Origin of the sequence: Caulobacter sp. KR2-114 (assembly GCF_049446115.1) — a bacterium.
In the GTDB taxonomy this organism is placed as follows: domain Bacteria; phylum Pseudomonadota; class Alphaproteobacteria; order Caulobacterales; family Caulobacteraceae; genus Acaudatibacter.
Genome location: NZ_JBMSEC010000001.1, coordinates 562,916 through 585,008 on the forward strand (window position 1 = coordinate 562,916; position 22,093 = coordinate 585,008).

Annotated in this window: 20 protein-coding genes; 12 read left to right on the forward strand and 8 right to left on the reverse strand. The window is 71.1% G+C overall.

Annotated elements, in window-relative coordinates; translation table 11 throughout:
* Positions 1-97: 97 nt before the first annotated feature.
* The 5 genes from ACO2Q3_RS02475 to ACO2Q3_RS02495 all read left to right on the forward strand — a co-directional run bounded on the left by ACO2Q3_RS02475 (position 98) and on the right by ACO2Q3_RS02495 (position 3,354).
* Positions 98-871 carry a PhoH family protein gene (locus tag ACO2Q3_RS02475; RefSeq protein WP_423304815.1) on the forward strand — a complete coding sequence of 258 codons (774 nt, stop codon included), beginning with the start codon at positions 98-100 and terminating at the stop codon, positions 869-871.
* An 83-nt stretch (positions 872-954) separates the two neighbouring features.
* A complete protein-coding gene (locus ACO2Q3_RS02480; protein ID WP_423304816.1) occupies positions 955-1,521 on the forward strand; it encodes a helix-turn-helix domain-containing protein in 567 nt (188 codons plus the stop codon).
* A 6-nt stretch (positions 1,522-1,527) separates the two neighbouring features.
* A complete protein-coding gene (locus ACO2Q3_RS02485; protein ID WP_423304817.1) occupies positions 1,528-2,076 on the forward strand; it encodes a GNAT family N-acetyltransferase in 549 nt (182 codons plus the stop codon).
* Between the two features lie 27 nt (positions 2,077-2,103).
* Positions 2,104-2,334, forward strand: coding sequence for a hypothetical protein (locus ACO2Q3_RS02490; protein ID WP_423304818.1), 231 nt, complete (start codon positions 2,104-2,106; stop codon positions 2,332-2,334).
* A gap of 63 nt (positions 2,335-2,397) precedes the next feature.
* A complete protein-coding gene (locus ACO2Q3_RS02495; protein ID WP_423304819.1) occupies positions 2,398-3,354 on the forward strand; it encodes a cupin-like domain-containing protein in 957 nt (318 codons plus the stop codon).
* 139 nt (positions 3,355-3,493) lie between these two features.
* On the opposite strand, the gene ACO2Q3_RS02500 is transcribed toward ACO2Q3_RS02495, so the two are convergent.
* The gene (locus tag ACO2Q3_RS02500; protein WP_423304820.1) at positions 3,494-4,309 is read right to left on the reverse strand and encodes an arylamine N-acetyltransferase family protein; all 816 of its coding nucleotides are present in this window, start codon (positions 4,307-4,309) and stop codon (positions 3,494-3,496) included.
* Between the two features lie 72 nt (positions 4,310-4,381).
* Here ACO2Q3_RS02500 and ACO2Q3_RS02505 point away from each other — a divergent pair, with 72 nt between their 5' ends.
* The gene (locus ACO2Q3_RS02505) at positions 4,382-5,248 is read left to right on the forward strand and encodes a 50S ribosomal protein L11 methyltransferase (RefSeq protein WP_423304821.1); all 867 of its coding nucleotides are present in this window, start codon (positions 4,382-4,384) and stop codon (positions 5,246-5,248) included.
* A 40-nt stretch (positions 5,249-5,288) separates the two neighbouring features.
* Positions 5,289-7,103 carry an aminopeptidase P family protein gene (locus ACO2Q3_RS02510; RefSeq protein ID WP_423304822.1) on the forward strand — a complete coding sequence of 605 codons (1,815 nt, stop codon included), beginning with the start codon at positions 5,289-5,291 and terminating at the stop codon, positions 7,101-7,103.
* 102 nt (positions 7,104-7,205) lie between these two features.
* Here the strand turns inward: ACO2Q3_RS02510 and ACO2Q3_RS02515 are convergent, their stop codons facing one another.
* Together ACO2Q3_RS02515 and ACO2Q3_RS02520 are read right to left on the reverse strand one after the other, a co-directional pair.
* The gene (locus ACO2Q3_RS02515; RefSeq protein ID WP_423304823.1) at positions 7,206-7,418 is read right to left on the reverse strand and encodes a hypothetical protein; all 213 of its coding nucleotides are present in this window, start codon (positions 7,416-7,418) and stop codon (positions 7,206-7,208) included.
* Positions 7,349-9,370: a tetratricopeptide repeat protein gene (locus ACO2Q3_RS02520; RefSeq protein WP_423304824.1), complete on the reverse strand. Its 2,022-nt coding sequence runs from the start codon at positions 9,368-9,370 to the stop codon at positions 7,349-7,351. The genes ACO2Q3_RS02515 and ACO2Q3_RS02520 overlap by 70 nt, the downstream gene beginning before the upstream one ends.
* Before the next feature lie 170 nt (positions 9,371-9,540).
* On the opposite strand from ACO2Q3_RS02520, the gene ACO2Q3_RS02525 reads away from it, so the two are divergent.
* Entirely contained in the window at positions 9,541-10,203 is a 663-nt protein-coding gene (locus ACO2Q3_RS02525; protein WP_423304826.1) for a hypothetical protein, read from the forward strand.
* Positions 10,204-10,206: 3 nt separating this feature from the next.
* Here ACO2Q3_RS02525 and ACO2Q3_RS02530 read toward each other — a convergent pair whose 3' ends face one another.
* Both ACO2Q3_RS02530 and ACO2Q3_RS02535 read right to left on the reverse strand, forming a co-directional pair.
* Complete coding sequence (locus ACO2Q3_RS02530) at positions 10,207-15,690, reverse strand: AAA domain-containing protein (protein WP_423304827.1); 5,484 nt, start codon at positions 15,688-15,690, stop codon at positions 10,207-10,209.
* The gene (locus ACO2Q3_RS02535; protein WP_423304828.1) at positions 15,687-16,883 is read right to left on the reverse strand and encodes a M48 family metalloprotease; all 1,197 of its coding nucleotides are present in this window, start codon (positions 16,881-16,883) and stop codon (positions 15,687-15,689) included. The genes ACO2Q3_RS02530 and ACO2Q3_RS02535 overlap by 4 nt, the downstream gene beginning before the upstream one ends.
* A gap of 248 nt (positions 16,884-17,131) precedes the next feature.
* Here ACO2Q3_RS02535 and ACO2Q3_RS02540 point away from each other — a divergent pair, with 248 nt between their 5' ends.
* Both ACO2Q3_RS02540 and ACO2Q3_RS02545 read left to right on the forward strand, forming a co-directional pair.
* Positions 17,132-17,917, forward strand: coding sequence for an SDR family NAD(P)-dependent oxidoreductase (locus ACO2Q3_RS02540; RefSeq protein ID WP_423304829.1), 786 nt, complete (start codon positions 17,132-17,134; stop codon positions 17,915-17,917).
* A 209-nt stretch (positions 17,918-18,126) separates the two neighbouring features.
* Positions 18,127-18,687, forward strand: coding sequence for a hypothetical protein (locus tag ACO2Q3_RS02545; protein WP_423304830.1), 561 nt, complete (start codon positions 18,127-18,129; stop codon positions 18,685-18,687).
* A 22-nt stretch (positions 18,688-18,709) separates the two neighbouring features.
* On the opposite strand, the gene ACO2Q3_RS02550 is transcribed toward ACO2Q3_RS02545, so the two are convergent.
* Positions 18,710-19,300 carry a hypothetical protein gene (locus ACO2Q3_RS02550; RefSeq protein WP_423304831.1) on the reverse strand — a complete coding sequence of 197 codons (591 nt, stop codon included), beginning with the start codon at positions 19,298-19,300 and terminating at the stop codon, positions 18,710-18,712.
* 222 nt (positions 19,301-19,522) lie between these two features.
* Positions 19,523-19,852 (reverse strand): heat shock protein HspQ, encoded by a 330-nt coding sequence (gene hspQ / locus ACO2Q3_RS02555; RefSeq protein ID WP_423304832.1) that lies wholly within the window; start codon positions 19,850-19,852, stop codon positions 19,523-19,525.
* 166 nt (positions 19,853-20,018) lie between these two features.
* On the opposite strand from hspQ, the gene ACO2Q3_RS02560 reads away from it, so the two are divergent.
* Positions 20,019-21,128: a Ppx/GppA phosphatase family protein gene (locus ACO2Q3_RS02560; protein ID WP_423304833.1), complete on the forward strand. Its 1,110-nt coding sequence runs from the start codon at positions 20,019-20,021 to the stop codon at positions 21,126-21,128.
* The gene (locus tag ACO2Q3_RS02565; RefSeq protein ID WP_423304834.1) at positions 21,121-21,825 is read left to right on the forward strand and encodes an RlmE family RNA methyltransferase; all 705 of its coding nucleotides are present in this window, start codon (positions 21,121-21,123) and stop codon (positions 21,823-21,825) included. The genes ACO2Q3_RS02560 and ACO2Q3_RS02565 overlap by 8 nt, the downstream gene beginning before the upstream one ends.
* Here ACO2Q3_RS02565 and ACO2Q3_RS02570 read toward each other — a convergent pair.
* Positions 21,795-22,046, reverse strand: a complete 252-nt coding sequence (locus ACO2Q3_RS02570; RefSeq protein ID WP_423304835.1) for a DUF6356 family protein — start codon at positions 22,044-22,046, stop codon at positions 21,795-21,797. The genes ACO2Q3_RS02565 and ACO2Q3_RS02570 overlap by 31 nt on opposite strands.
* Positions 22,047-22,093: the final 47 nt, after the last annotated feature.

Sequence of the window (22,093 nt, forward strand, 5' to 3'; positions counted from 1 at the left end):
CGGGAACGCCGCGCGCATCCTTCATTCACATCCAACCGACCCAAGGGCGAGCCGCTACGGCGTCGCCCTTTTTCTTTGCCCACAGCGGAGGCTTTTCATGACCAAGCGAGCCCTGAAGCGGATGGTGCGCGAAGGCGCGTTCGACGCTGGCCAATTCGACGACGACGCCAAGGTGCGCCGCCTGCCGACCGCTCGCGGCTGGAATCCCCTGCCCCACAACGACGAGCGCGATCCAGGGCGCGAGCAGGGCTATCTGAAGACCATAAAACCAAAATCCGAGGGCCAGTCCGCCCTGATCGAGGCGATCGACCAGAAGAGCCTGGTCCTGGCGCTGGGGCCGGCCGGCACCGGCAAGACCTATCTGGCCATCGCCAAGGCGGTGGAGGCGCTGGAGGCCGGGCGCGTGGCGCGCATCGTGCTGTCGCGGCCGGCGGTGGAGGCCGGCGAATCGATCGGCTTCCTGCCCGGCGAGATGGAGGACAAGCTGGCGCCCTACCTGCGCCCGCTCTACGACGCCCTGTCCGACCGGCTGTCGATGAAGCGGGTGCGCGCCCTGATCCAGGAAGGCGCCATCGAGATCGCCCCGGTCGGCTTCATGCGCGGGCGGACGCTGAACAACGCCTTCGTGGTGATCGACGAGGCGCAGAACTGCACCTACGTGCAGCTCAAGATGCTGCTGACCCGGCTGGGCTGGAGCTCGACCATGGTGGTCACCGGCGACCCCGCTCAGTCCGACCTGCTGCCAGAGCTGTCGGGCCTGGCCGGCGTCGCGGCGAAGCTGCAGGAACTGCCGAACATCGCCGTGGTGCGGCTGGCCGACCGGGACATCGTGCGCCATCCCCTCGTCGCCGAGATGCTGAGCGTTCTGTAGCGCGCGTGGCGCGTTGAACTGCAGGCGGCGAGGCCCGGCTTCGCCGCTTGTTTTTCGCATTCATCGTCCACTATAAGAGACGAATGGACGATATCCTGGACGACACCACCGAGCGGCTGGCGCGGCGCATCCTCGCCGAGCGCGAGGCCCGGGGCTGGTCCCTGGCCGAGGTCGCCACCCGCTCCGGCGTCTCCAAGGCGATGATCAGCAAGGTGGAGCGCGGCGAGGCCAGCCCCACCGCCACGCTGCTGGTGCGCCTGGCCAGCGCCTTCGGCCTGACCCTCGCCACCCTGCTGGCCCGGGCCGAGGGCGGCGGCGGCCGGCTGAGTCGCGCCGCCGAGCAGCCGGCCTGGCGCGATCCGGCGTCCGGCTATGTGCGCCGCCAGGTGTTCGCCCATCCCGAGAGCCCGATCGAGCTGACCGAGGTGGACCTGCCGCCCGGCGCAGAGGTCGCCTTCCCTGCCGCCTCCTACGCCTTCATCCGCCAGGTGGTCTGGGCCCGCGCCGGCGCCCTCACCATCGAGGACGGGGCCACCCGCGTGACCCTGAGCCCTGGCGACGCCTATGCCTTCGGCGAACCCGCCGACGCCCGCTTCATCAACGCCACGGAGGCCCCCTGCGCCTACGTGGTCGCCCTCTGCCGACGGTAGCCCCCCATGACCCAGACGCTCGATATCCGCCCGCTCGGCAGCCGGGCCGGCCACCTGGAGGCCCTGTCGGCCCTGCTGGTGGAGACGGTGGCCGGCGGCGGCTCGGTGAGCTTCATGCATCCGCTTGCGCTCGACGACGCCCGCGCCTTCTGGAGCAAGGCGCTGGCGGACGCCGACGCCGGAGGCCGGATCGTGTTCGGCGCCTTCGTCGGCGACCTGCTGGCCGGCACCGTCACCCTGCTGCTGGACCTGCCGCCCAACCAGCCGCACCGCGGCGAGATCGCCAAGATGATGACCGCCGTGGCCCACCGTGGCCGCGGAATCGCCAGCCGGTTGATGCGCGCCGCCGAGACCGCCGCCGCCGCCCGGGGCCGCACGGTGCTGACACTCGACACCGCCAGCGAGGAGGGCGCGGCCGGCCTCTACGAGAAGCTCGGCTGGACCCGCTGCGGCGAGATCCCGGACTACGCCTTCAAGCCGCACGGCGGCCTGACCGGGACGATCCTGTATTTCCGCCGCCTGCCCCCGCTCGCCCCGGCGGCGGTTTGCGCCTAAGCTGGCGGCGAACAGCGGGAGACGGCGATGCGGCTCTTCAGGGCGGCCCTCGGACTTTGCGGCGCGATGAGCCTCGGCGCCTGCGTGATGCACTATCACCAGGAGAACGCCGCCCTGCGCATGGTGCGCCCGGCCGCCCAGACCCCGGCCCTGGCCGACTACACCAAGCCGAACACCGACTATCCGACCGTGGGCGGCAACATCCTGAAGGACCAGGACGCCAACTTCCACGACGCGCCCGCCCAGCCGGTTCACTAGAGGGCCTGGCGGCCCGCGCCTTGCTGCGCCCGTGCGGACGTGAACCGCATTGGGACAGCCGACATGATCCAGTCGCTCATCTTCGGCCTCGAGGCCAAGGACCGCCCGCGCGTGGGGCGTGAGATCATGCGCTTCAACCATCGCCTGGCGGACACCGGCCTGTTCACCGACGAGGCGCTGGCCCGGCTGATCGACGAGCATCCCCGCTCGGAGCTCACCGTCTGCACCATGCAGGAGAACCCGCCGCCGGATCAGACCTGGATCGCCGGCGAGGCCAACGGGCTTTCCGGCGCCGAACTGGTCGAGGCGGCCAGCCGCGGGGCCCTGTGGATCAGCCCGCGCAGCGCGATGACCAAGAATCCCCGCTACAAGGCGGTGTTCGACAAGGTGATGGGCGACTTCAGCAAGGCCACCGGCCTGCGCGTGCTGACCGCCGACGCCGCCGTGCTGCTGTCGGGGGCGAAGATGGGGATCTTCTTCCACGTCGACCCGGCCGACACCATGCTGTGGCACATCCGCGGGACCAAGACGATCCACGTCTATCCGCCCAAGCAGGAGCACGTCACCGAACAGGCGCTGGAGGCGATCCTGCTGAAGGAGACCCTGTCCGACCTGCCCTACCGCCCCGAGATGGAACAGGATGCGGTGGCCGTGCCCTTGGAGCCCGGCGAGGCCGTGTTCTGGCCGCAGCACTCGCCGCACCGGGTGGTCAACGGCCCCAACCTGAATGTCTCGGTGTCGGTGGAATTCAACACCCCGCGCGCGGCCCTGACCAACGGCGTGTTCTACGTCAACGGCGTGCTGCGCCGCCGGCTCGGCTGGGCTGTGCGAACGCGTGGAACGCCGGCGGTGCTGAAGCCCGCCTACTGGGCCGGGGCCAAGGCGCTGAAGGTGCTGAGCCCGCCCAGGCACAACGTCGAGCGCGCCCACGTCCGCCAGTTCGACGTCGACCTCTCGGCCCCCGGCTGCATCCGCTGGCGCGAGGGGTTCGGACCGCAGGCGCTGGGCGAGGCGGCGTAAGCACATCCCCTGTCATCCCGGAATCCGCGAAGCGGATATCCGGGACCGCGGCAGGCTCAGGCGCCCGAGGGCGAGTTAGCGTCGGCGTTTCCGGCGGTCCCGGATCGGTGCTGCGCGCCGTCCGGGATGACAGAGCATTTTAAGCCGGAAGCCGATCGAAGAGGCTTTCCACCGGCGCCGGTGGGGTGATGTCGAACACCTCGTCGAGGGCGCGGGCAAGTTCACCCGCGGTCTCCAGCCGCTCGCTCTGCGGCGGGCCCTCCAGCGGCCGGCGGGTGAGGTTGCGGTTGACCAGCATCACCCGGCCGTCGGGCTTCACCGCGGTGATCACCAGGTTGTTGACGAAGATCGAACTGGGATGGGTCGCCGTCCACCAGTTGGCGGTCTCGAAGTCGGCGGGGACCTGCGGCTCGAGCCCCAGCAGATAGGTGCTGCGCCAGTCGCCGGGCGCCACCAGGTGCTGCACGGCGTAGCCGTGCGGATCGGGGATCAGCCGCACCTTGCCGTGCGGCGTGTCCTGCTCGAGGTCGGGCTCCAGGCGAACCGGGCCGGTCATGGTGTTGCCGCCGAACGCGGCGTCGACCAGGAACACCCCCTCCGGCAACTCGACGCGCAGCCCCATGTGCGAGCGGTTGGGCGTGGGCAGGCCGTCGGGCCGGTTCCACACCACCCGGCCGATCAGGCTCGTCAGTCGATAGCCGAGGGCTTCGAGCACCGCCTGCAACAGGCCGTTCATCTCGAAACAGTAGCCGCCGCGCCGGCCGGCGATCATCTTGGCCTGCAGGCTGTCGGCGTCCAGCGCCGGGACCTTGCCGGTCCAGGGATCCAGGTTCTCGAACGGCAACGCCAGGGGCTGCAGCCGGTGGATCGCCTTCAGCGTCTCCAGGGTCGGCGCGCGCGGGCCGTCGTAGCCGATGCGGCGGAAATAGGCGTCCAGGTCGATGGCGTCGCTCATCCTGCGCCTCCCCCTTCAGGCTTGTTTGCTGCTTCCTCGCCTTTCTGAGCGGCGGCGTCTAGATACGCGCCCATGACCGACGAGGCCTATCAGATCATCGCCCGGGGCCCGCGCGCGGCCGCCGAGGCCGCCGCCGCCGCCATCGACGCCGATCCGCTGCTGGAGGGCGCGACCTATTCCATCCTGGAAGAGGACGAGGACCGCAACATCTGGCGCATCGACGCCTTCCCCACCACGCCGGAGGAGGCCGACGGCCTGATGGCGCGCCTGGCCGAGCATCCCACGCTGCGCACGGTGAAGGAGAAGCTCGCCGACGCCGACTGGCTGGCGATGGCGCTGTCCGGCCTGCCGCCGGTGCGCGCCGGCCGGTTCTTCGTCTACGGGATGCACGACCGCGGCCGCACGCCCGCCAACGCGGTGAACCTGCGCATCGAAGCCGGCGCGGCCTTCGGCACCGGCCATCACGGCACGACGGTCGGCTGCCTGCTGGCCTACGACCGACTGCTGAAGCGGCGATCGTTCCGGCGCGTGCTGGACGTGGGGACCGGCACCGGGGTGCTGGCGATCGCCGCCCGACGCACGGGCGCGCCGATCGCCGTGGGCACCGACATCGATGCGGTCTCGGTGCGCATCGCCCGGGAGAACGGCAAGGTGAACGCCGCCACCGCCCGCTTCGTGCACGCCTCCGGCCTGGGCCACCAGGCGGTGCGCGCCCAGGCCCCCTACGACCTGGTGTTCGCCAACATCCTGGCCCGGCCGCTGGTCTGGCTGGCGCAGGACATCAAGGGCGCGCTGAAGCCGGGCGGCTACGCCATCCTGTCGGGGCTGCTGCGGGTGCAGGCGCGGCACGTGCTGGCCGCCTATCTGTCGCGTGGCTTCCGGCTGGAGCGGCGGCTGAACCGTGACGCCTGGACCACCCTGGTGCTGCGGCGGGGCTGATCGCTTTGCCATCCTGCCCGAGGCGTCCTAAATCTCGGACATGCGCCAGACCTTCGACGAAACCACCGATCCGTCCTTCGGGCCCAAGCACGCCTCCCTGATCCGCGCCGCCATGGCCGAACAGGGGCTGGATGGCTTCCTGATCCCGCACGAGGACGAGCACCAGAACGAGTATCTGCCGGCGGCCAACGACCGCCTGGCCTGGGCCACGGGCTTCACCGGCTCGGCCGGGGCGGCGGTGATCCTGAAGGACAAGGCGGCGATCTTCGTCGACGGCCGCTACACCCTGCAGGTGCGCGACCAGGTCGACACCCGGCTCTTCGAGATCCGCGACCTGGTGGAGGGCGGCGTGCCGGCCTTCCTGCAGGAAGCGGCCCGGCCGGGCATGGCGATCGGCTACGACGCCCGCCTGCACAGCCCCGAGGCGCTGGAGCGGCTGCGCAGCGCGGCCGGCAAGGCCGGGGCCGAACTGAAGCCGGTGGCGGTCAATCCCCTCGACCAGGCCTGGGGCGCGGCCCGCCCGGCCCAGCCCAAGGCGCCCGTGGCGCCGCACCAGCTGGAATTCTCGGGCGAGGACTCCGCCGCCAAGCGGGCGCGCGTCGGCGCCAGCCTGAAGGACCAGGGCGCGGACGCCGCGGTGCTGACCGCGCCGGCGTCGATCGCCTGGCTGTTCAATGTGCGCGGCGGCGACGTGATCCGCTCGCCCCTGCCGCTGGCCCAGGCCGTGCTGAACGCCGACGGCACGGCGCGGCTGTTCCTGGATCCCGAGAAGGTCACCGAGGATCTGCCCGCCTGGCTGGGCAACCAGGTCAGCCTGGAGACCCCGGACGACCTGCCGGCGGCGCTGGCCGACCTGAAGGGCAAGACCGTGCTGGTGGATGCCGGCCAGTCCTCGGCCTGGTACTTCGACACCCTGGCCGGCGCCGGGGCCAGGGTGGTTCGCGCCGCCGACCCCACCGCCCTGCCCCGCGCCTGCAAGAACCCGGTCGAGATCGAAGGCGCGCGCCGGGCCCACGCCCGCGACGGCGTCGCCCTGAGCCGGTTCCTGCACTGGATCGCCACCGAGGCCCAGGAGACCCTGCCGGACGAGGTGGAGGTGGTCACGCGGCTGGAGGGCTTCCGCGAGGCCACCGGGGCGCTGAAGGACCTGTCGTTCGACACCATCGCCGGCGCGGCGTCCAACGGCGCCATCGTCCACTACCGGCCGACCCAGCGCCTCAACAAGCGCACCGAGAAGGGCTCGCTGCTGCTGGTCGACTCCGGCGCCCAGTACCTGGACGGCACCACCGACGTCACCCGCACGGTGGCCATCGGCGAGCCGACCCGGGAGATGGCCGAACGCTTCACCCTGGTGCTGAAGGGCCATCTCGCCCTCGGCCGGGTGCGCTTCCCGGCCGGCACCACCGGCTCGGCCCTGGACGCCCTGGCGCGGGTCCCGCTGTGGTCCGCGGGCCTCGACTTCGACCACGGCACCGGCCACGGCGTCGGCTCGTACCTGGGCGTGCACGAAGGACCGCAGCGGATCTCCAAGCTGCCGAACAGCGTCGCCCTGCGGCCGGGCATGATCGTCTCCAACGAGCCGGGCTACTACAAGGAAGGCGAATACGGCATCCGCATCGAGAACCTGCAGTTCGTCACCGCGCCTGCGGCCATCGAGGGCGGCGAGCGGCCGATGCTGGGCTTCGAGACCCTGACCCTGGCGCCCATCGACCGGCGGCTGATCGTGGTGGAGATGCTGACCGCCGAGGAACGCGCGCAGATGGACGCCTACCACGCCCGGGTGCTGGCCGTGGTCGGCCCGCAGGCGCCGGCGGACGTGCGGGCCTGGCTGGAAACGGTCTGCGCGCCGCTTTGACGAAAAGCGGGACAGACTGTCCCCGGACGCCGGCAACGCCGTCATCCTTCTCCCGCAAGGGGAGAAGGACGACTTGACGGCAGGCAATGGGAAGGACCGAGTTCAGCCGCCCGCAGCCAGGACGGCCCCCCGCATGCGGGCGTTGTCGGCGTCGATGCGGGCGATGATCGCCTGGAAGCGCGGGTCGCTGCGCACCGAGGCCACCATCGGGTAGCGGTCCAGGCGGATCCAGGCGTTGATGTCGATCAGGGTGCGATAGCCGCCGGCCTCGGCGGCCTGCAGCTCGGCGATGGCATGCTCGCGGTCGCCCAGCACCCCGTAGGCGAGAATCCGCGCCAGCCGCCGCTCGTTGGACAGGCGCACCCCCGGCCGGGGCGCGGTGGCGGCCAGGAGGCGGTCGAGGATGCGGCGGGCCTGGGCGTGGTCGCCGAGCTGGTCGAAGTCTGCGCCGCCAGGACGGCGTCGAAGGCCAGCGACGGGTCGACCTGCGGCTCGGACTGGTAGAGCGCCGGGCTGACCTTCAGGGCCATGTCGCGGGCCTTCTGGTAGTCGCCGACCATCACCGCCATCTCGATGGTCGAGGTGCTCCACACGCCATCGCCGGTTTCGGCATAGGCCTTTTCGCAGAACGCCAGCGCCCCGCGGAAGTCCTGGCCGGACACCAGCTCCAGCGCGCGCGGGATGCGCGACGTGGGCCCGGGCTGGCCCAGCGGCGCGGCGGCGGCCTTGAACTGCGGCAGCATGCCCAGGTTCAGGTACAGGTGCGCCAGCTCCAGCGCCGCCGAGGGGTCGGTGTTGGGTGCGGCGGCCGCCTTCAGCCAGGGCGCGGCCTGGTCGAGCTTGCCCTCCTCCACCAGGATCAGCCCCAGTTCCTGCTTGGCGTCCACCAGATCCGGGAAGAGGTCGATGGCGGCGTGGTAGCGGGCCTCGGCGTCGGCGAAGTGGCCCATGGCAGCCTGCGACTTGGCGGCGGTCAGCAGGGCGAGGCGGTTCAGCGGATCGATCGCCAGGGCGCGGTTGGCCAGGGCCAGCCCCTGGGCCGGGTCCTCGTGGTGGTAGAGGAAGTTGGCGTAGGTGGTCAGCACGTCGGGATTGCGCGGCGCGAGCGCCAGGGCCCGCTGGTAGGTCGCCCGCGCGCCGCCGATGCAGTCCTGGTCTGACATGCGGAGGGTGCGGATCACGCAGCGCATGCCCTGCGCCAGCAGGGCGTCGACGGAATTGGGGTCCAGCGCCACGGCATGGTCGATGGCGACCTTGGCCTCGGCGTCCGCCTGGCGGAAATCCAGCACCAGATAGTTCTGCGCCAGCAGCTCCAGCGCCTGGCCATACCCCGCGTAGGTGGCGGCGTTGGCGTCGCCGCTGTCGATCAGCCGCTTGAAGGTGTCGCGCGCCGCGGTGACCTCCTTGAGGCCCAGCCGGCGAAGCTGGGCGGTGGCGATCAGCTGGTCGCGGAAGGCTTCGGGATCCGGGGCGGCGGACTGCGGCCCGCCGAGCGCCAGCTTGACCTTCAGCACCTCGGCGACCCGATGCGAGATGTCGGACTGGATGGCAAAGGCGTCGTTCATCGTCCGGTCGTAGGTCTCCGACCAGATGTGGAAGCCGTCGGCCACCTTGATCAGCTGCACGGTGACCCGCAGCTTGTCGCCCTCGCGGCGCACCGAGCCTTCCAGCACGTTGGCGACGCCCAGCTTGCGGCCGATCACGCGCAGGTCGTCGTTGCGCCCCTTGAAATAGAAGGCCGAGGTGCGGCCGGCGACCTTGAGGTCCGGCAGCTGCGCCAGGCCGTTGATCACCTCCTCGGACAGGCCGTCGGCGAACAGGTCGCCGTCCTTCTGGTCGCTGAAGTTGACGAACGGCAGCACCGCCACCGACCGGTCCGACGCCTGCGGCTCCGAATCGCCGCGCGAGAGGCCGAGAGGGCGGACGACGCCCGCCATCTGCGCGCCGGTGACGCCCAGGATCGCCACCGCCGTCGCCATCAGCAGCCAGTCCGACCACGCCAGGCGCTGCTTCGCGGCCCGCTTGGACGGCGCGGGCGTGCGGCGGATGCCTTCCGGCGAGGCCTCGAACGCCCAGGCGATGATCAGCGCCACCGGCAGGCCGAGCATCAGCAGCACCGCCGTCAGGGTCACGGTCCAGGCCGGCAGGCGCAGCACCGGGAACAGGGTGGCGGCGACCTGGAACACCGCCCAGCAGGTCACGGCGTAGACGCTGGCGACGCGGACGATGCGCCGGCGTTTCACCTCGCTGAGGAAATCCCCGACCATCCGCCCCGCCCCGGCTGCACGCCAGGGGCGACTATGCCCGAACGTGTTACCGGACTGAAGCAGGTTACAGAACTGTAGCGCCGCTCTACGCCTTTGGCGGATTGCGCCTGCGGGCCTCCCGCGGTTCCTGGCCGCACGGCGACAACGCCCAGCCAGACAGGAAGCACCCCATGTTCGTCGGACACTACGCCGCCGCCCTGGCCGCGAAGGCCGCGGAGCCCCGCGCCCCGCTGTGGGCCTATGTCGGCGCCTGCCAGTTGCTGGACATCGGCTGGAGCGGCCTGGTGATCGGCGGCGTGGAGAAGCTGCGCATCGACCCGTCCCTGCCGGGCAGCGGCCTCGACCTCTACGACATGCCCTTCACCCACAGCCTGCCGGGCTCCCTGGCGATCTCGCTGGCGGCGGCCCTGGCTGCGCGCTGGGCGATGCGCCTGCCCTGGCGCGCCGCGGCGCTGATCGGCCTGGTGGTGTTCTCGCACTGGCTGCTGGACCTGCTGGTGCATCGGCCGGACCTGGAGCTGTTTCCGGGTGGGCCGAAGGTCGGCCTGGGCCTCTGGAACCTGCCCGGGCCCGAGCTGGCGCTGGAGATGGGCCTGGTGGCGATCGCCGCCGGCGCCTGGACCTTCCAGCGCCGCGCGCAGGGCCGGTCGCTCTGGCCGGCGCTCGGCTTCCTGTCGGCCCTGGTCGTGCTGCAGGTGGTCGACGAGATGGGCGGCGGCGGCGGCCAGCCGACCGGCATGGCGCTGACCGCCCTGGCCGCCTACCTGGTGGCGACGGCGCTCGCCTGGCTGACGGAGCGGCGGCCGCCAGGCGACGCGACCCGCCCTGCCTGACGCCTACTTGCCCTGCAGGGAGACCTCGACCTCCTCGTAGCCCTTGCGCAGCTTCTCATCGATCAGCTTGTTCACCTCGCGGCGCACGCGGGCCGGGCTTTCATAGGTCTTCACCACCGCCTGGCCCTTGGTCCCGACGCGGCCGAACATCACCGTCACGTCCAGGCCCTCGGCCCCGATGCGCCAGAACTTGTTGGACGAGCCCTGCCGGAAGCGGAACTCGCGCATGCCTGGCGGCAGGGCTGCGAGCGGCATCGCGGTCGGGGCGTGGTCGTCGGCCTGCGCCGGCGGCCAGGCCGCCACCGGGCGCGCCTCCAGCGCGGCGATGACCGGATCGTGCAGGTCGTCTTCCTCGTCGGCGTCGTCGTCGGCCAGCCTAGCCTCAATCCGCGCCAACACGCCGGCAGGATCGCGCAGCCAATCCGCCGACAGCACCTCCATCACCGGCCAGCCGAACCGGCGCAGGATGTCCGGCCGGAACACATAGCGCTCGCGTGGCGGGGCCAATGGCTCCGCCGTCGCCGGCGGGTCCAGCAGGATGGCCAGCATGAAGCCGCCCGGCCCCGCGATAGCCAGGTCGCAACGGAATTGGGAGCGGCCGACATGCTCGCGCACGTCGTGGCCGCGCGCCCGCAGGGCGGCCGCCAGGGCGGTGCGCAGGGGATCGGCGGGCGGCGCCGCCGCGAACGCACGGCGCGCGCCGGGATTGAGCCCGGCCAGCACCGCCTGCGACTGCTCGGCCTCGCCCCGCGCGCTGGCCTCGGCGAACTGCAGGAAGGCCTTGAAGGCCGCCGCGCCGTCGTTGTGGGTGTTGGTGATCGCCTCGGCGCGGATCGTCGAGACCAGGGCCATCCGCTGCTTGGCGCGGCTGAAGATCACGTTGAGCCGCTTCTCGCCGCCCCGCTGGTTGATCGGGCCGAAGTTCATCAGCATCCGTCCGTCCGGACCCGGCGCGTAGCAGACGCTGAGGATGATCACGTCGCGTTCGTCGCCCTGCACGTTCTCGAGGTTCTTGACGAACAGGCCGTTGAAGTGCCCCTCGTCCTCGCGCACGTACTCCGCCTCCAGCCGGGCCGAGAAGGCCGGGTCCTCGGCCGCCAAGGCGTCCAGCGCCGCTTCGATCTCGCCCTGCTGCGCCTCCGAGAACGCGACGACGCCGACGCTCATGCCGGTCTCGCGCGCCAACAACTCGCGCACCAGCCGGGCGATGTAACGGGCTTCCGGCGCGTTGGCCCGGCTGAGGTAGACGCCGTCCTGCACCGCGTGGAAGCTCAGCGCTCGGCTCAACAGATTGTCGACGCCCAGCCTTGCCGCCGCTTCGTCCTGGGAGCCCGTCGGCGCCACCGCGGCGCCCGTGTCGTCGATCTGCCGATCCGGGATGGTGATCAGCCGGCCTTCGTAGAAGGCCGCGTTGGAGAAGCTGATCAGCGCCTCGTAGCGGCTGCGATAGTGCCAGGCCAGCAAGGTGGCGGGCAGGTTTCTCGCCGCCTGGTTCAACAGGCTGTCGGCGTCCAGGGTGATGGCGATCCGATCGCCGCCTTCCTCGGCCACCACGGTGGTCTCGTCCTCGTCGGGGGCGGCGGAGAAGAAGCTGGTAGGCGGCAGCTGCATCTCATCGCCGACCACGATCACCTGGCGCGCCCGGCTGAGCGCCGGCACGGCCTCCTCCATCGGGATCTGGCTGGCCTCGTCGAAGATCACCACGTCGAACAGGTCAGCGGCCAGCGGCAGGGTGTCGGACACCGACAGCGGGCTCATCAGCCAGATCGGCTTCAAATCGTTGATCACCGCACCGGAATCGCCCCCCGCGAGTTCCCGGATCGAGCGATAGCGCATGCTCTTGCCGAACTCGTGCTCCAACTCGCGGCGCCCGGTGCTGTAGCCCTTTCGGAAGCGGCGTCCCGCATCGTCGAGCTGGGCGATCGACAGGCTCGAGCGACGCACATTGTCCAGGAATTTGCGATGCTGCGTCGCCCGCACCAGGGCCGCGTTGCGTTCCGTCCCCAGCGCCTGGGCCCGGGTCACCCGGCGGGCGGCCAGGGTCAGGGCCGCGCCATCGAACTGAGCCAGCTCAGGGTCGCTTCGCAGCCGGCGGGCCAGTGACTCGGTGGCCACCAGCGCCTCCATCCTGGCCGGCGCCAGCGGCAGATCCTGGATCATGCCGGCGAAGGCGGGGCCTGCGGCATGCAGTTCCTGTAGGATAGGCAACAGGTCCGGCAGGTCTTCCAGAGCCTCGCGCAGGTCGCGCAGCCACTTGGCGAGGTCTTCCAGGCTCTGGTCCGCCGGCGCCCGGAAGTCGCGCAACACCACCGCCTGCAGCCGCTCCAGCGACTCGGCGGTCGCGCCATCGAGGGCGGCGGTCTGTGGCGCGGCGTGCAACGTCGCCAACAGGCCCTTCAGGGCCGCGCCACGCACCACCGGTGTCAGATCGGCGACCGCACGAACGAAGGCGTCGACATCGGTGATGCGGTAGCGCGCCTTGAGCGCCTGTTCCGCCGCCGCGCGCGCCGCCTCCGCCGCCTGTTCGGCGGCCAGGTCGCCCAGCAGGACGCTGAAACGCGGTCGCACCGCGTGCCTTGAGAGGTCGTAGCGCCGCTTGAGCTCGCCGCTCAGCCTCCACCAGGCCGGCGACAGGACCCTGAGGATCGAGCGTTCCTGGCTGCGGGCCAGATCGAGCGCGGCCTGGGTGTCCTGGGCCGAGAGCTTGTCGCGCCAATGGACGGTGGCCGCCGCGCACGTGTCGCGCGCCGCAGTGAGCCTGGCCAGATCATCGACGCCTGCTGCGAGGTCGCGGGCCGCGCCCGAGGTCGGGTCCAGCAGATCGAGCCGGTCCGCCAGCCCAAGGGCGGCCACGTCCCGCGCGGTCCGGGCCATCAGCAAGGCGTCGGCGAGGGTCAAGGCGCCGGACAGGCTGCGCCGCTCGTCCTCGAACGCCTCATCCAACCCGTCGAGCACCGCCTCGCACGCCTCGATCGCGGCCAGGGTCTGGGCATAGGCCTGGGGTTGTCCGACGAGGCCTGCGCCCAAGCGGGAGAAGGGATGCTCGGCCAGGCTCTGCACGCCCAGTCGATCGCGCAGCAGCCGCGCCAGACGGCCCACGAGGTCACGCCTGGAGTCCCACTCCGCATAGTCCGGCAGGCGCTCACGCACCGCCGGCCCGACGGCGTCATCCGCGTCGGGTAGCTCCATGATCCGCCGCATCAGCGCCCGGATCGAGGCGCCCAGGGCATCGCTGCGCTCCGTCATCAACCGCTCGAAGCGTTCGATGCGCGCGAGCTGCTCGCTGGCCACCGTCGCCGCCGCGCTGCGCGCCTGAGCGTTGGCGTCGAAACTGTCGGCCTGGCCGATCCACTGCTCGTAGCCTTCGCGCAGATTGCCGACGAAGGCCTTCTTGTCCGACTGCGAGTCATGGATCAGGCAGCACAGGTCATCGAGGCCGCTCTGCTTGAGCCGGTGGAAGACCACGTCGAGGGCGGCGCGCTTCTCACAGACGAACAGCACGCGTTTGCCCCGCCCGGCGTAGTCGGCGATCAGGTTGGTGATCGTCTGAGACTTGCCGGTGCCCGGGGGGCCCTGGATGATGAAGCTGCGGCCGCTGCGCGCCACGGCGACAGCGGCGTTCTGCGTGCCGTCGGCCGGCACGACGTTCCACTGGTCCTCGATCGGGATCGGCGCCGGGGGCTGGGTCTCGACCGCCCGCGGCTCGATGGAGAATATCCGATCGAAGCCTGGATTGGGCGCCGGCTCGTCGATCAGCTGGTTGTAGTCCCGCACCAGGGACATCTTCTTGTAGTTGAAGTTGGCCAGCGTCACCTGGGTCAGGTCCAGGTCCCAGGCGAACTTGTGCCCGCCATCTTCCGGCAGATCGTAGGTCAGCGCCTCGGCCGTGTCGGAACGGGGCGCCATGCGCATCGGCGACGGCGCTGCGCGCGCGCCCACAGCGCTTCGCATGGGCAGCGGGCTGGGCCGGACCTGGCCTTCGAACAGAGCCAGGCCGAGCGGACGGTAGTCGTCGCGGTCGTAGCTGAAGTCCGGCCGCGCCAGCTGGCCGCCGCGCAGGGCGTCGCGACCGCGTCGCCGCTGGAACTGCTGCAGCCGCTGCACCGCCTTCTGATGGATCAGGCGGATCGCCGGACGGGTCACCAGGCGCAGGTCGACGCCCGGCTCCGACGCCTTGATCTGCGCTGTCAGGTCGGCGTGGATCTGTTCCAGCGAGACCGTCTCCAGGTCCACGGTCTCCGGCAGCCGGATATCGTGCAGCTGACGCAGATGGTGGCGCAGGGCGGGGTTGAACTCGGCCTCGTCGCCGGAGAGCTCCAGCACGTACTGGTCGGTGACGCCCTTGCGCTTGACCAACTCCACCGGCAGCCACAGCAGCGGCGAGACGATGCGCTCGTCCGGCGCTTCCTTCAGGTTGTTCCAGCGCAGGTAGGCGATCACCAGCCGCAGGTGGCTGAAGCCGAACTCCGAGCGGTCACGGCGGGCGGTCTGGATCAGCCGGTCGAGGGCGCCGGGCAGATACGGTTGGTCCTCGAAACGCAGCCAGCGGCGCAGGCTGACGGGCTTGCCGGCGATGACATCGGCAGCGAACGCGCCGCCCCAGACGCACAGGTCGTCCGGCTTGATGCTCTCCAGCCGCAACACCAGCGGCACGCTGGCGACGGTCAGGTTCACACTGGCCTGGCTCGGACGGAAATAGATCAGCCGGTTGCGGCGAGACAGGTCGAACAGCCGGTCGCGCAGGTGCGACAGCACCGCCGTCCGGCGCGGCGCGGCCCCGTCGGCCGCCCCCAGGACCCGGTCGATATCCAGGCCGGCGGGCTGGTCGCGCCAGGTCTCCAGGCGCCGGACCAGGTCGGCCAGGTCAGTCGCCCGCGCGTGCCGGTTCAGGGCGGTCATCTCGCCGATCACCCCCGCCAGGACCGGGTTGAGGCGCCGGTTCAGCAGGAAGAGGTTGCCGTGGTTGCGGGCAAAGCGCTGGACGTCGTCCGGATCGGCAAAGTCGAGCCCGCACGCCAGGCAGGCCAGGATCTGGCCCACGAGGAAGATGTCGGTGATCTCGTCATGGTGCCCCAGCCGCAGTTCCCAGGCGTCGAATCCGACGAGATACGCAGGCTTGCTGATCGCCTCGGCGCCGGACTGGGCCTGCAGCGACTCGACCTCCACGCCGGTATCGGCGTCGTGGGTGACGCGCAGCTCGTCGATGACATTCAGCGCCGAGCCCGGCTGCGGCTGGACCTTGCGCACCGCGGCCAGGTCGTACGACGGCTCGGTCCCTTCGGCCCTGCGCAGCCCCAGGCGTCCCTGCGCGTCCTGCAGCACGTCGCCGGCCCCGAGCGCGGCCACGCGGCCGGCCTGGTGCAGCGCCGCGACCTGGCGCATCAGCGGCAGAACCGCGAACAGCACGTCGTCGATCGGCAGGGCGGCGCCGCCCAGGGCGTCGAGGACCTGGGCCAGCGATTGGGATGCTTCGACCGCCTCGCTCATGCCGCCGCCTTCAGCTTGCGAGCGAGGGCGTCGACTTCACGCCGACCGAGCTTGGCGTCGCGCTTCAGGGCTTCCAGGAAGGCGTCGCCACGCCCCAGAACGCCGGCGGCGCGCGCCGCCGCGAGCAGAGCGTGATCGCGCTGATCCACGTCCACCAACGCCAGGTCCAGCATCACGAAACCGAGATAGTCGCGTACGCTGTCGTCCGCCCGATCGGGCAGGAGGGCGTCGGGCTCGAGGGGCGGCTCGTCGTCGCGCCAATCCGGGAAGTATCGGCGGACCTGGGTCATCACCTCCTCGCTCGCCAGGGTCCTGTCCTCCAGGAAGCGGGCGATGAAGCCGCGGGTCACGCGGGTCAGTTCGGCCTGGTCGACCAGATCCAGCCGCCCAAGCGACAACGGACCCTGCAGCCGCCGCCGCAGCCAGCCATCCAACTGCGGATCGCCACGTCGCCACCGGTCCACGGCCTGGGCTCGCAGGAAGGTCTCAGGATGCGAATAGCCCTGCGACAACGACGGGTCCGCGGTCTCCAGTTCGGCCGCCTGGGCCAGATAGGCGGCGGGATCGACGGTGGCGGCGCCCGCGTGGACCTTGACCAAGGTCGTGATCGCCGGCCCGGCGTCATCCGCGGCGAAGGCGGCCCCGCGGTCGGCATAGATCTCGGTGTAGAGCCCATAGAGCCTGGCGCTCTGCACGTGGCTGGGCGCGGCGCCGGGATTGGCCAGTGTCTGATCGAGGATCCGCGAGGCCGTGTAGAAGTCTCCCTGCTCGATCGACCACAGCCGATAGTGGGCCAGTTCGTGCCCCATCAGGGCGAGAAGTTCCCCGTCGCTCAGCTGTTCCAGGATGGGCCCGTGCAGGATCACGTGCGCCTCGCCCGGCAGGTACATCAGCGCGGCGTTCATCGTCGCGCCGCCGGCCTGATACAGCGTCGCCGGGGCGTCGATGCCGAGCCGGGCCATCACTGAATGACACGCCGCGTACGCGGCCGGATGGGCCTCGGCCGTCAGGCGATAGGTGTCGCGCAGCAGGCCCGCCCGGACATCCTGCCGGTTCTGCTCCTGCACCTCGAACGATGACGCCCATGCCCAGACCTCGGGCTCCTCGGCCTTCAGGTGCGCCACCAGGGCGCGGTGATAGGGCAACGGCGCGAGCGCTTCGACGAACTCGGGCGGCCCGCGTTCCGCAGCCACCAGCTCAGGAGATCCGTCCTCAGGTGACCCGTGTTCAGGCGGTTGCGACTCGGACTGCATGCGTCGGCCCCTCGAACGGCCCCCCAGCATTCTTCGGCCGCTTTGCCGACAACCGTAGAGGGTTTCGGAAGGCCGGGGAATCGCCGCGGCGGCATGAAGCGGCGCTTTCTGCTGCGACCTCACCCGGGGTGACTCTGGACAGCCGCGCAGCGCCCGCCCTTTGCTGCAGAAAGCGACAGGAGGACGCCATGGCGGACCGTTTCGACCTTTCCGGCAAGGTCGCCCTGATCACCGGCGGCTCGCGGGGGCTGGGGCGGGAGATGGCGCTGGCCTTCGCCGAGGCGGGCGCGGACGTGGCGGTGGTCAGCCGCAAGGTCGACGCCTGCGAGATCGTCGCCGGCGAGGTCGAGGCGCGGGGCCGCCGCGCCCTCGCCTACGGCTGCCACCTGGGCCGCTGGGACGCCATCGAACCGATGGCCGACGCGGTCTGGAACCACTTCGGCAAGGTCGACATCCTGGTCAACAACGCCGGCATGTCGCCGCTGTACCCATCCCTCGACCAGGTCACCGAGGACGCCTTCGACAAGGTCGTCGCCCTGAATTTCAAGGGCCCCTTCCGGCTGACCGCCCTGGTCGGCAAGCGCATGCACGAGGGCGCCGGGGGGTCGGTGATCAACATGTCGTCGGTCGCGGCCGTGACGGCCTCGCCCTACGCCCTGCCCTATGCGGGGGCCAAGGCGGCGATCAATTCGCTCACGGAGGGCTTCGCGGCGGCCTACAGCCCGAACGTGCGGGTGAACAGCATCATCGTCGGCCCCTTCGCCACCGACATCTCCGACCACTGGGCCGATCCGCGTGATCCCGACAACCCGGGTTACACCAAGGCCGGCCTGCGCGTCGGCCGACCGGACGAGATCATCGGCACGGCCCTCTACCTCGCCAGCGACGCCTCGAGCTTCACCAACGCCGCGATGATCCGGGTGGACGGCGGCCCGGTGCGGGCGCGCCGCGGCGGCGCGGCGGCGAGGCCCTGAGGCCCGGGCGCCGCCCCCACCCGACGCCCGGCCCGGAGCCGGGCGATGGAACTTTGCCTATACCACAGGTGGAATGTCGGCCACTCGACGGAGTCCCCGATTGCACAATCTTTTCAGGCAACTATCCCCACAATTCACAGGCCGCTTAACCGATCGTTCGCCAAGCTCTGCTAAACCTCAGGTCGGGGTGGCATCCGAGGTCTGAAGTGATGTCGAGCGCATTGCCGCCCCCTGAACCCTGCCCGATCGTGCGCCCCGCCTCCGGCGGCGGTCCCCTGGCCCCCACCGAGCGGCCGACGCCGCTGAGCTATCGTTCGGGCGGGGCGCGGCTGCGGCGCTACCTGGCCTACGCGGCGGCGCGGCCGGACGACGGCGCGGCGGGGTCGGCCCCTCCGGAGGACCCGGCGCCCACCCGCACGGCGGAGGAGGCGCGGCGGCTATACAAGTGGGGCGGCCAGTTCTCGGCGGTGCTCACCGAAATGCGCGGACGGTTCGACGGCGACCTCGACCAGTACCTGATCTACATGGTGTTCATGCTGGCGGAGCACGGCCAGGCGCGGGCCGCGGCGCAGGTCAGCGCGGCGCCGGCCAGGGGCCTCAACGCCTTCAGCATCGCCGAGATCACCGGCATCCCCCGCGAGACGGTGCGCCGCAAGCTGGCCGCCCTGACCGCGCGTGGCGAGGTTCGCCGCAGCGAGGACGGCCTCTATCATGTGGGCCCGGCCGCCAGTCTGGACGGCTTCTTCCACGACCTGTCCCGGCTGGCCTGATCGAGCCGGCGTAAACGGCGCCCTATTGCAGGAAACTGCGAGGCTCGGCCCGGTCCGAGCGTCCGTCCATCCAGCGGCACAGGTCCCGCAGCGCCAGCGCCCGCAGCGCCGCGTCAGGATTGCGTTCCGGCGGCAGGCCGACCAGGGCGCGGGCGTCGTTCAGCTCGGCCGGCTCGCCGGGCTCCAGCCGCAGCCGCTCGCGGCGCGCCAGGCGCACGAAGCGCTCGCGGGCGCAGTCGAAGCCGGCCAGGCGATCGGTCGCCGGCGCCGGCAGCAGGCCGCGGGCGAGGCCTGCGCCGAAAGCCGTGAGCCGCAGCCCCTCGCATACCGACAGCGCCCCTTCCAGACCCCGCCAGTCCAGGGCATGGGCGCCGGCCACCGCGGCGCACGCGGCCTCGGTGGGCTCGCCCACCGGGCTCTCGACGCGCACGAACGCACTCAGCATCACCGCGCCGAAGTCGTCGGCGACCGCATACTGCAGCAGATGGCGCCGGCCGTCGGCGGCCACCGAGCGGATGTGCAGCCAGGCCTGGTCCGGCCGGGGCTCCGGCGGACGCCGCCGCGGCTCGACCCCGAAGCTCCGACCTGTCCTGAAGAGATCCGTCCACGCCATTTCCGCACCCGCTTGACCTTAAGTCTGCAACCCGCGCGGGGCCCGCGCCGTTGCGGCCATGCGGCCGGCAGGGCGCCCGATTCGGGCGGGCGCGAGCGCCCCGATCCGGGCGCCTGGCGGATTGACTTGAGGGTGGGTGCGCCGGCGTCGGCTGGCCGCATCATGCGAACCGGCTTGTTCCTCGCGGGGGTGTTTGACGGTGGGGAGAAATCCCCTGCGACCTCAGTGGGTGATGCGCGGGCGCAGCTCGTAGTGGTCGCCCTTGAAGGTCTCGAAGATCAGCGCGGTGTGCGGGTGCTGCACCGGCTCTCCACTCTCGTCGGGCAGTAGATTCTGCTCGGAGACATAGGCGACGTAGGTCGTCTGATCGTTCTCGGCCAGCAGGTGATAGAACGGCTGGTCCTTGCGTGGCCGGACCTCTTCCGGAATGGCCGACCACCACTCTTCCGTGTTGGCGAACACCGGGTCGACGTCAAAGATCACGCCCCGGAAGTTGTACACCCGGTGCTTGACCACTTGGCCAATGGCAAACTTGGCGAGTCGAACACTCATGAGATGACGCTACACCCCAACCCCTGACTGGAAGATGAACGGTTATGGCTCCGTTTGCCTTATGGGGGCGGCTATCGCAAGGCGAAAAGGGTTGCTAAGGTCACCGCGAAGCGAGGCGGGGGCGCCCTGTCAAAAGCCCTTTGCCTTCAGAGTGTTAGGGCAAGACATGGGTGAGGCGGCAAGGGCGCCGGGCGGTCGCGGGACCGGCCCGAGACGCGCGCCGGACGAGCAGCGCACTTTTGCCGCGCTCGATCTGGGTACGAACAACTGCCGGCTGCTGATCGCCACGCCGACGGCCCGCGGCTTCCGCATCGTCGACGCCTATTCGCGCATCGTCCGGCTCGGCGAGGGCCTCAGCCAGACCGGCCGTCTCTCGCCCGACGCCATGGAACGGGCGATGGGCGCGCTGCGCGTGTGCGCCGACAAGATCCAGCGCCGCGGCGCGGTGAAGGTGCGCGCCATCGCCACCCAGGCCTGCCGCTCGGCCGAGAACGGCGCGGAGTTCGTGGAACAGGTCGCCGAGCGCACCGGCCTGAAGCTGTCGATCATCACCCCGCGCGAGGAGGCTCAGCTCTCCGTCGCCGGCTGCCTGAACCTGCTGGACCGCACGTCCGAGGCGGCCCTGGTGCTGGACGTGGGCGGCGGCTCGACGGAGCTCTCCTGGATCGACCTGGCCGACCGCGGCCTGGACGTCGACCCCAAGCGCCTCGCCCACTGGCGCCTGCCGATCAAGGCGTGGCTGTCGATCCCGATGGGCGTGGTGACCCTGGCCGAGCGCTTCCCTGAGCGGGTCGGCGACGGCGCCTGGTTCCGCGACATGGTCGAGGCGGTGAAGCACGAACTCGCCGCCTTCCCCCACGCCGACGACTTCCGCCCGATCTTCGAGGCCGGCCGAGCACACCTCGTGGGCACCTCCGGCGCGATCACCAGCCTGGCCGGCCTGCACCTGGGCCTGCGCCGCTACGACCGCACCAAGGTCGACGGCCTGTGGATGACCCGGCAGGAGTGCGAGACGGTGGCCAACCGCCTGGCGAGCCTGGGTCCGGTGGAGCGCGCCGCCGAACCCTGCATCGGCCCCGACCGCGCCGACCTGGTGCTGGCGGGCGCCGCCATTCTGCAGGCGGTGCAGGAGGTCTGGCCGTGCGACCGGGTCCGCGTCGCCGACCGCGGCCTGCGCGAGGGCCTGCTGCTGTCCCTGATGTCGGAGCAGCGCCGCCGCCGGCCGCGCCGCCGCCGGCCGTCGAGGCCCGCCGCGCGGGAGGCCGGCCATGAGTGACGAACCGCCCCGCAAGCGCATGGTGCGCCCGCCCACCGGCGGCACCGACGCCGGACGCCAGACCGCCAAGCGGCTGAAGAGCGCCAAGGACCGCACGCCCTCGTCCCAGGCCTGGCTGGAGCGGCAGCTGAACGATCCGTACGTCGCCGAGGCCAAGGCCCGCGGCTACCGCTCACGCGCCGCCTTCAAGCTGCTGGAGATCGACGAGCGGTTCCATCTGCTGCGCAAGGGCGCGCGGGTGATCGACCTGGGCTGTGCGCCGGGCGGCTGGGTGCAGGTGGCGCTGCAGAAGGGCGTCGGCGCTGTGGCGGGCGTCGACCTGCTGGCGGTGGACCCCCTGCCCCCCGCGGCGCTGATCCAGGCGGACTTCACCGAGCCGGGCTGCGGCGAACGGCTGATCGAACTGCTGGGCGGCGCGCCGGACCTCGTGCTGTCGGACATGGCCCCCAACACCATCGGCCACCGCCAGACCGACCACCTGCGGATCATGGGCCTGATCGAGGCCGCCGCGGAGTTCGCCATCCAGGTGCTGAAGCCCGGCGGCGCCTTCGTGGCCAAGGCGTTCCAGGGGGGCGAGACCGGCGTGATGTTCGGCGAACTGAAGCGCCACTTCACCGACGTACGGAACGTCAAGCCCAAGGCCAGCCGGGCCGACAGCTCCGAAGTCTACATCGTGGCGACCGGCTTCAAGGGCTGAGGCCGGCTTGCGGCGCCCGACGCCCGGCGCGCGATCATTCGCGCGTTGAGCCGCTGCACGGTGTCGCTGGCGGTGTGCTCGAACAGGAACGGCGCCAGCCCATGCGCCAGGGCGGCCAGCCCCGCGCCCAGCAGGGTGAAGGCGAAGCTCCAGGCCGTCCCCAGGTGCTGGCCATAGCTCTCGCCGACGGAATGGGGATGCTCCGAGAAGCGCTCCAGCATGGATCGAACTCCGACAAATCAGGCTGGGGCCAATGTCGCGCCGGATG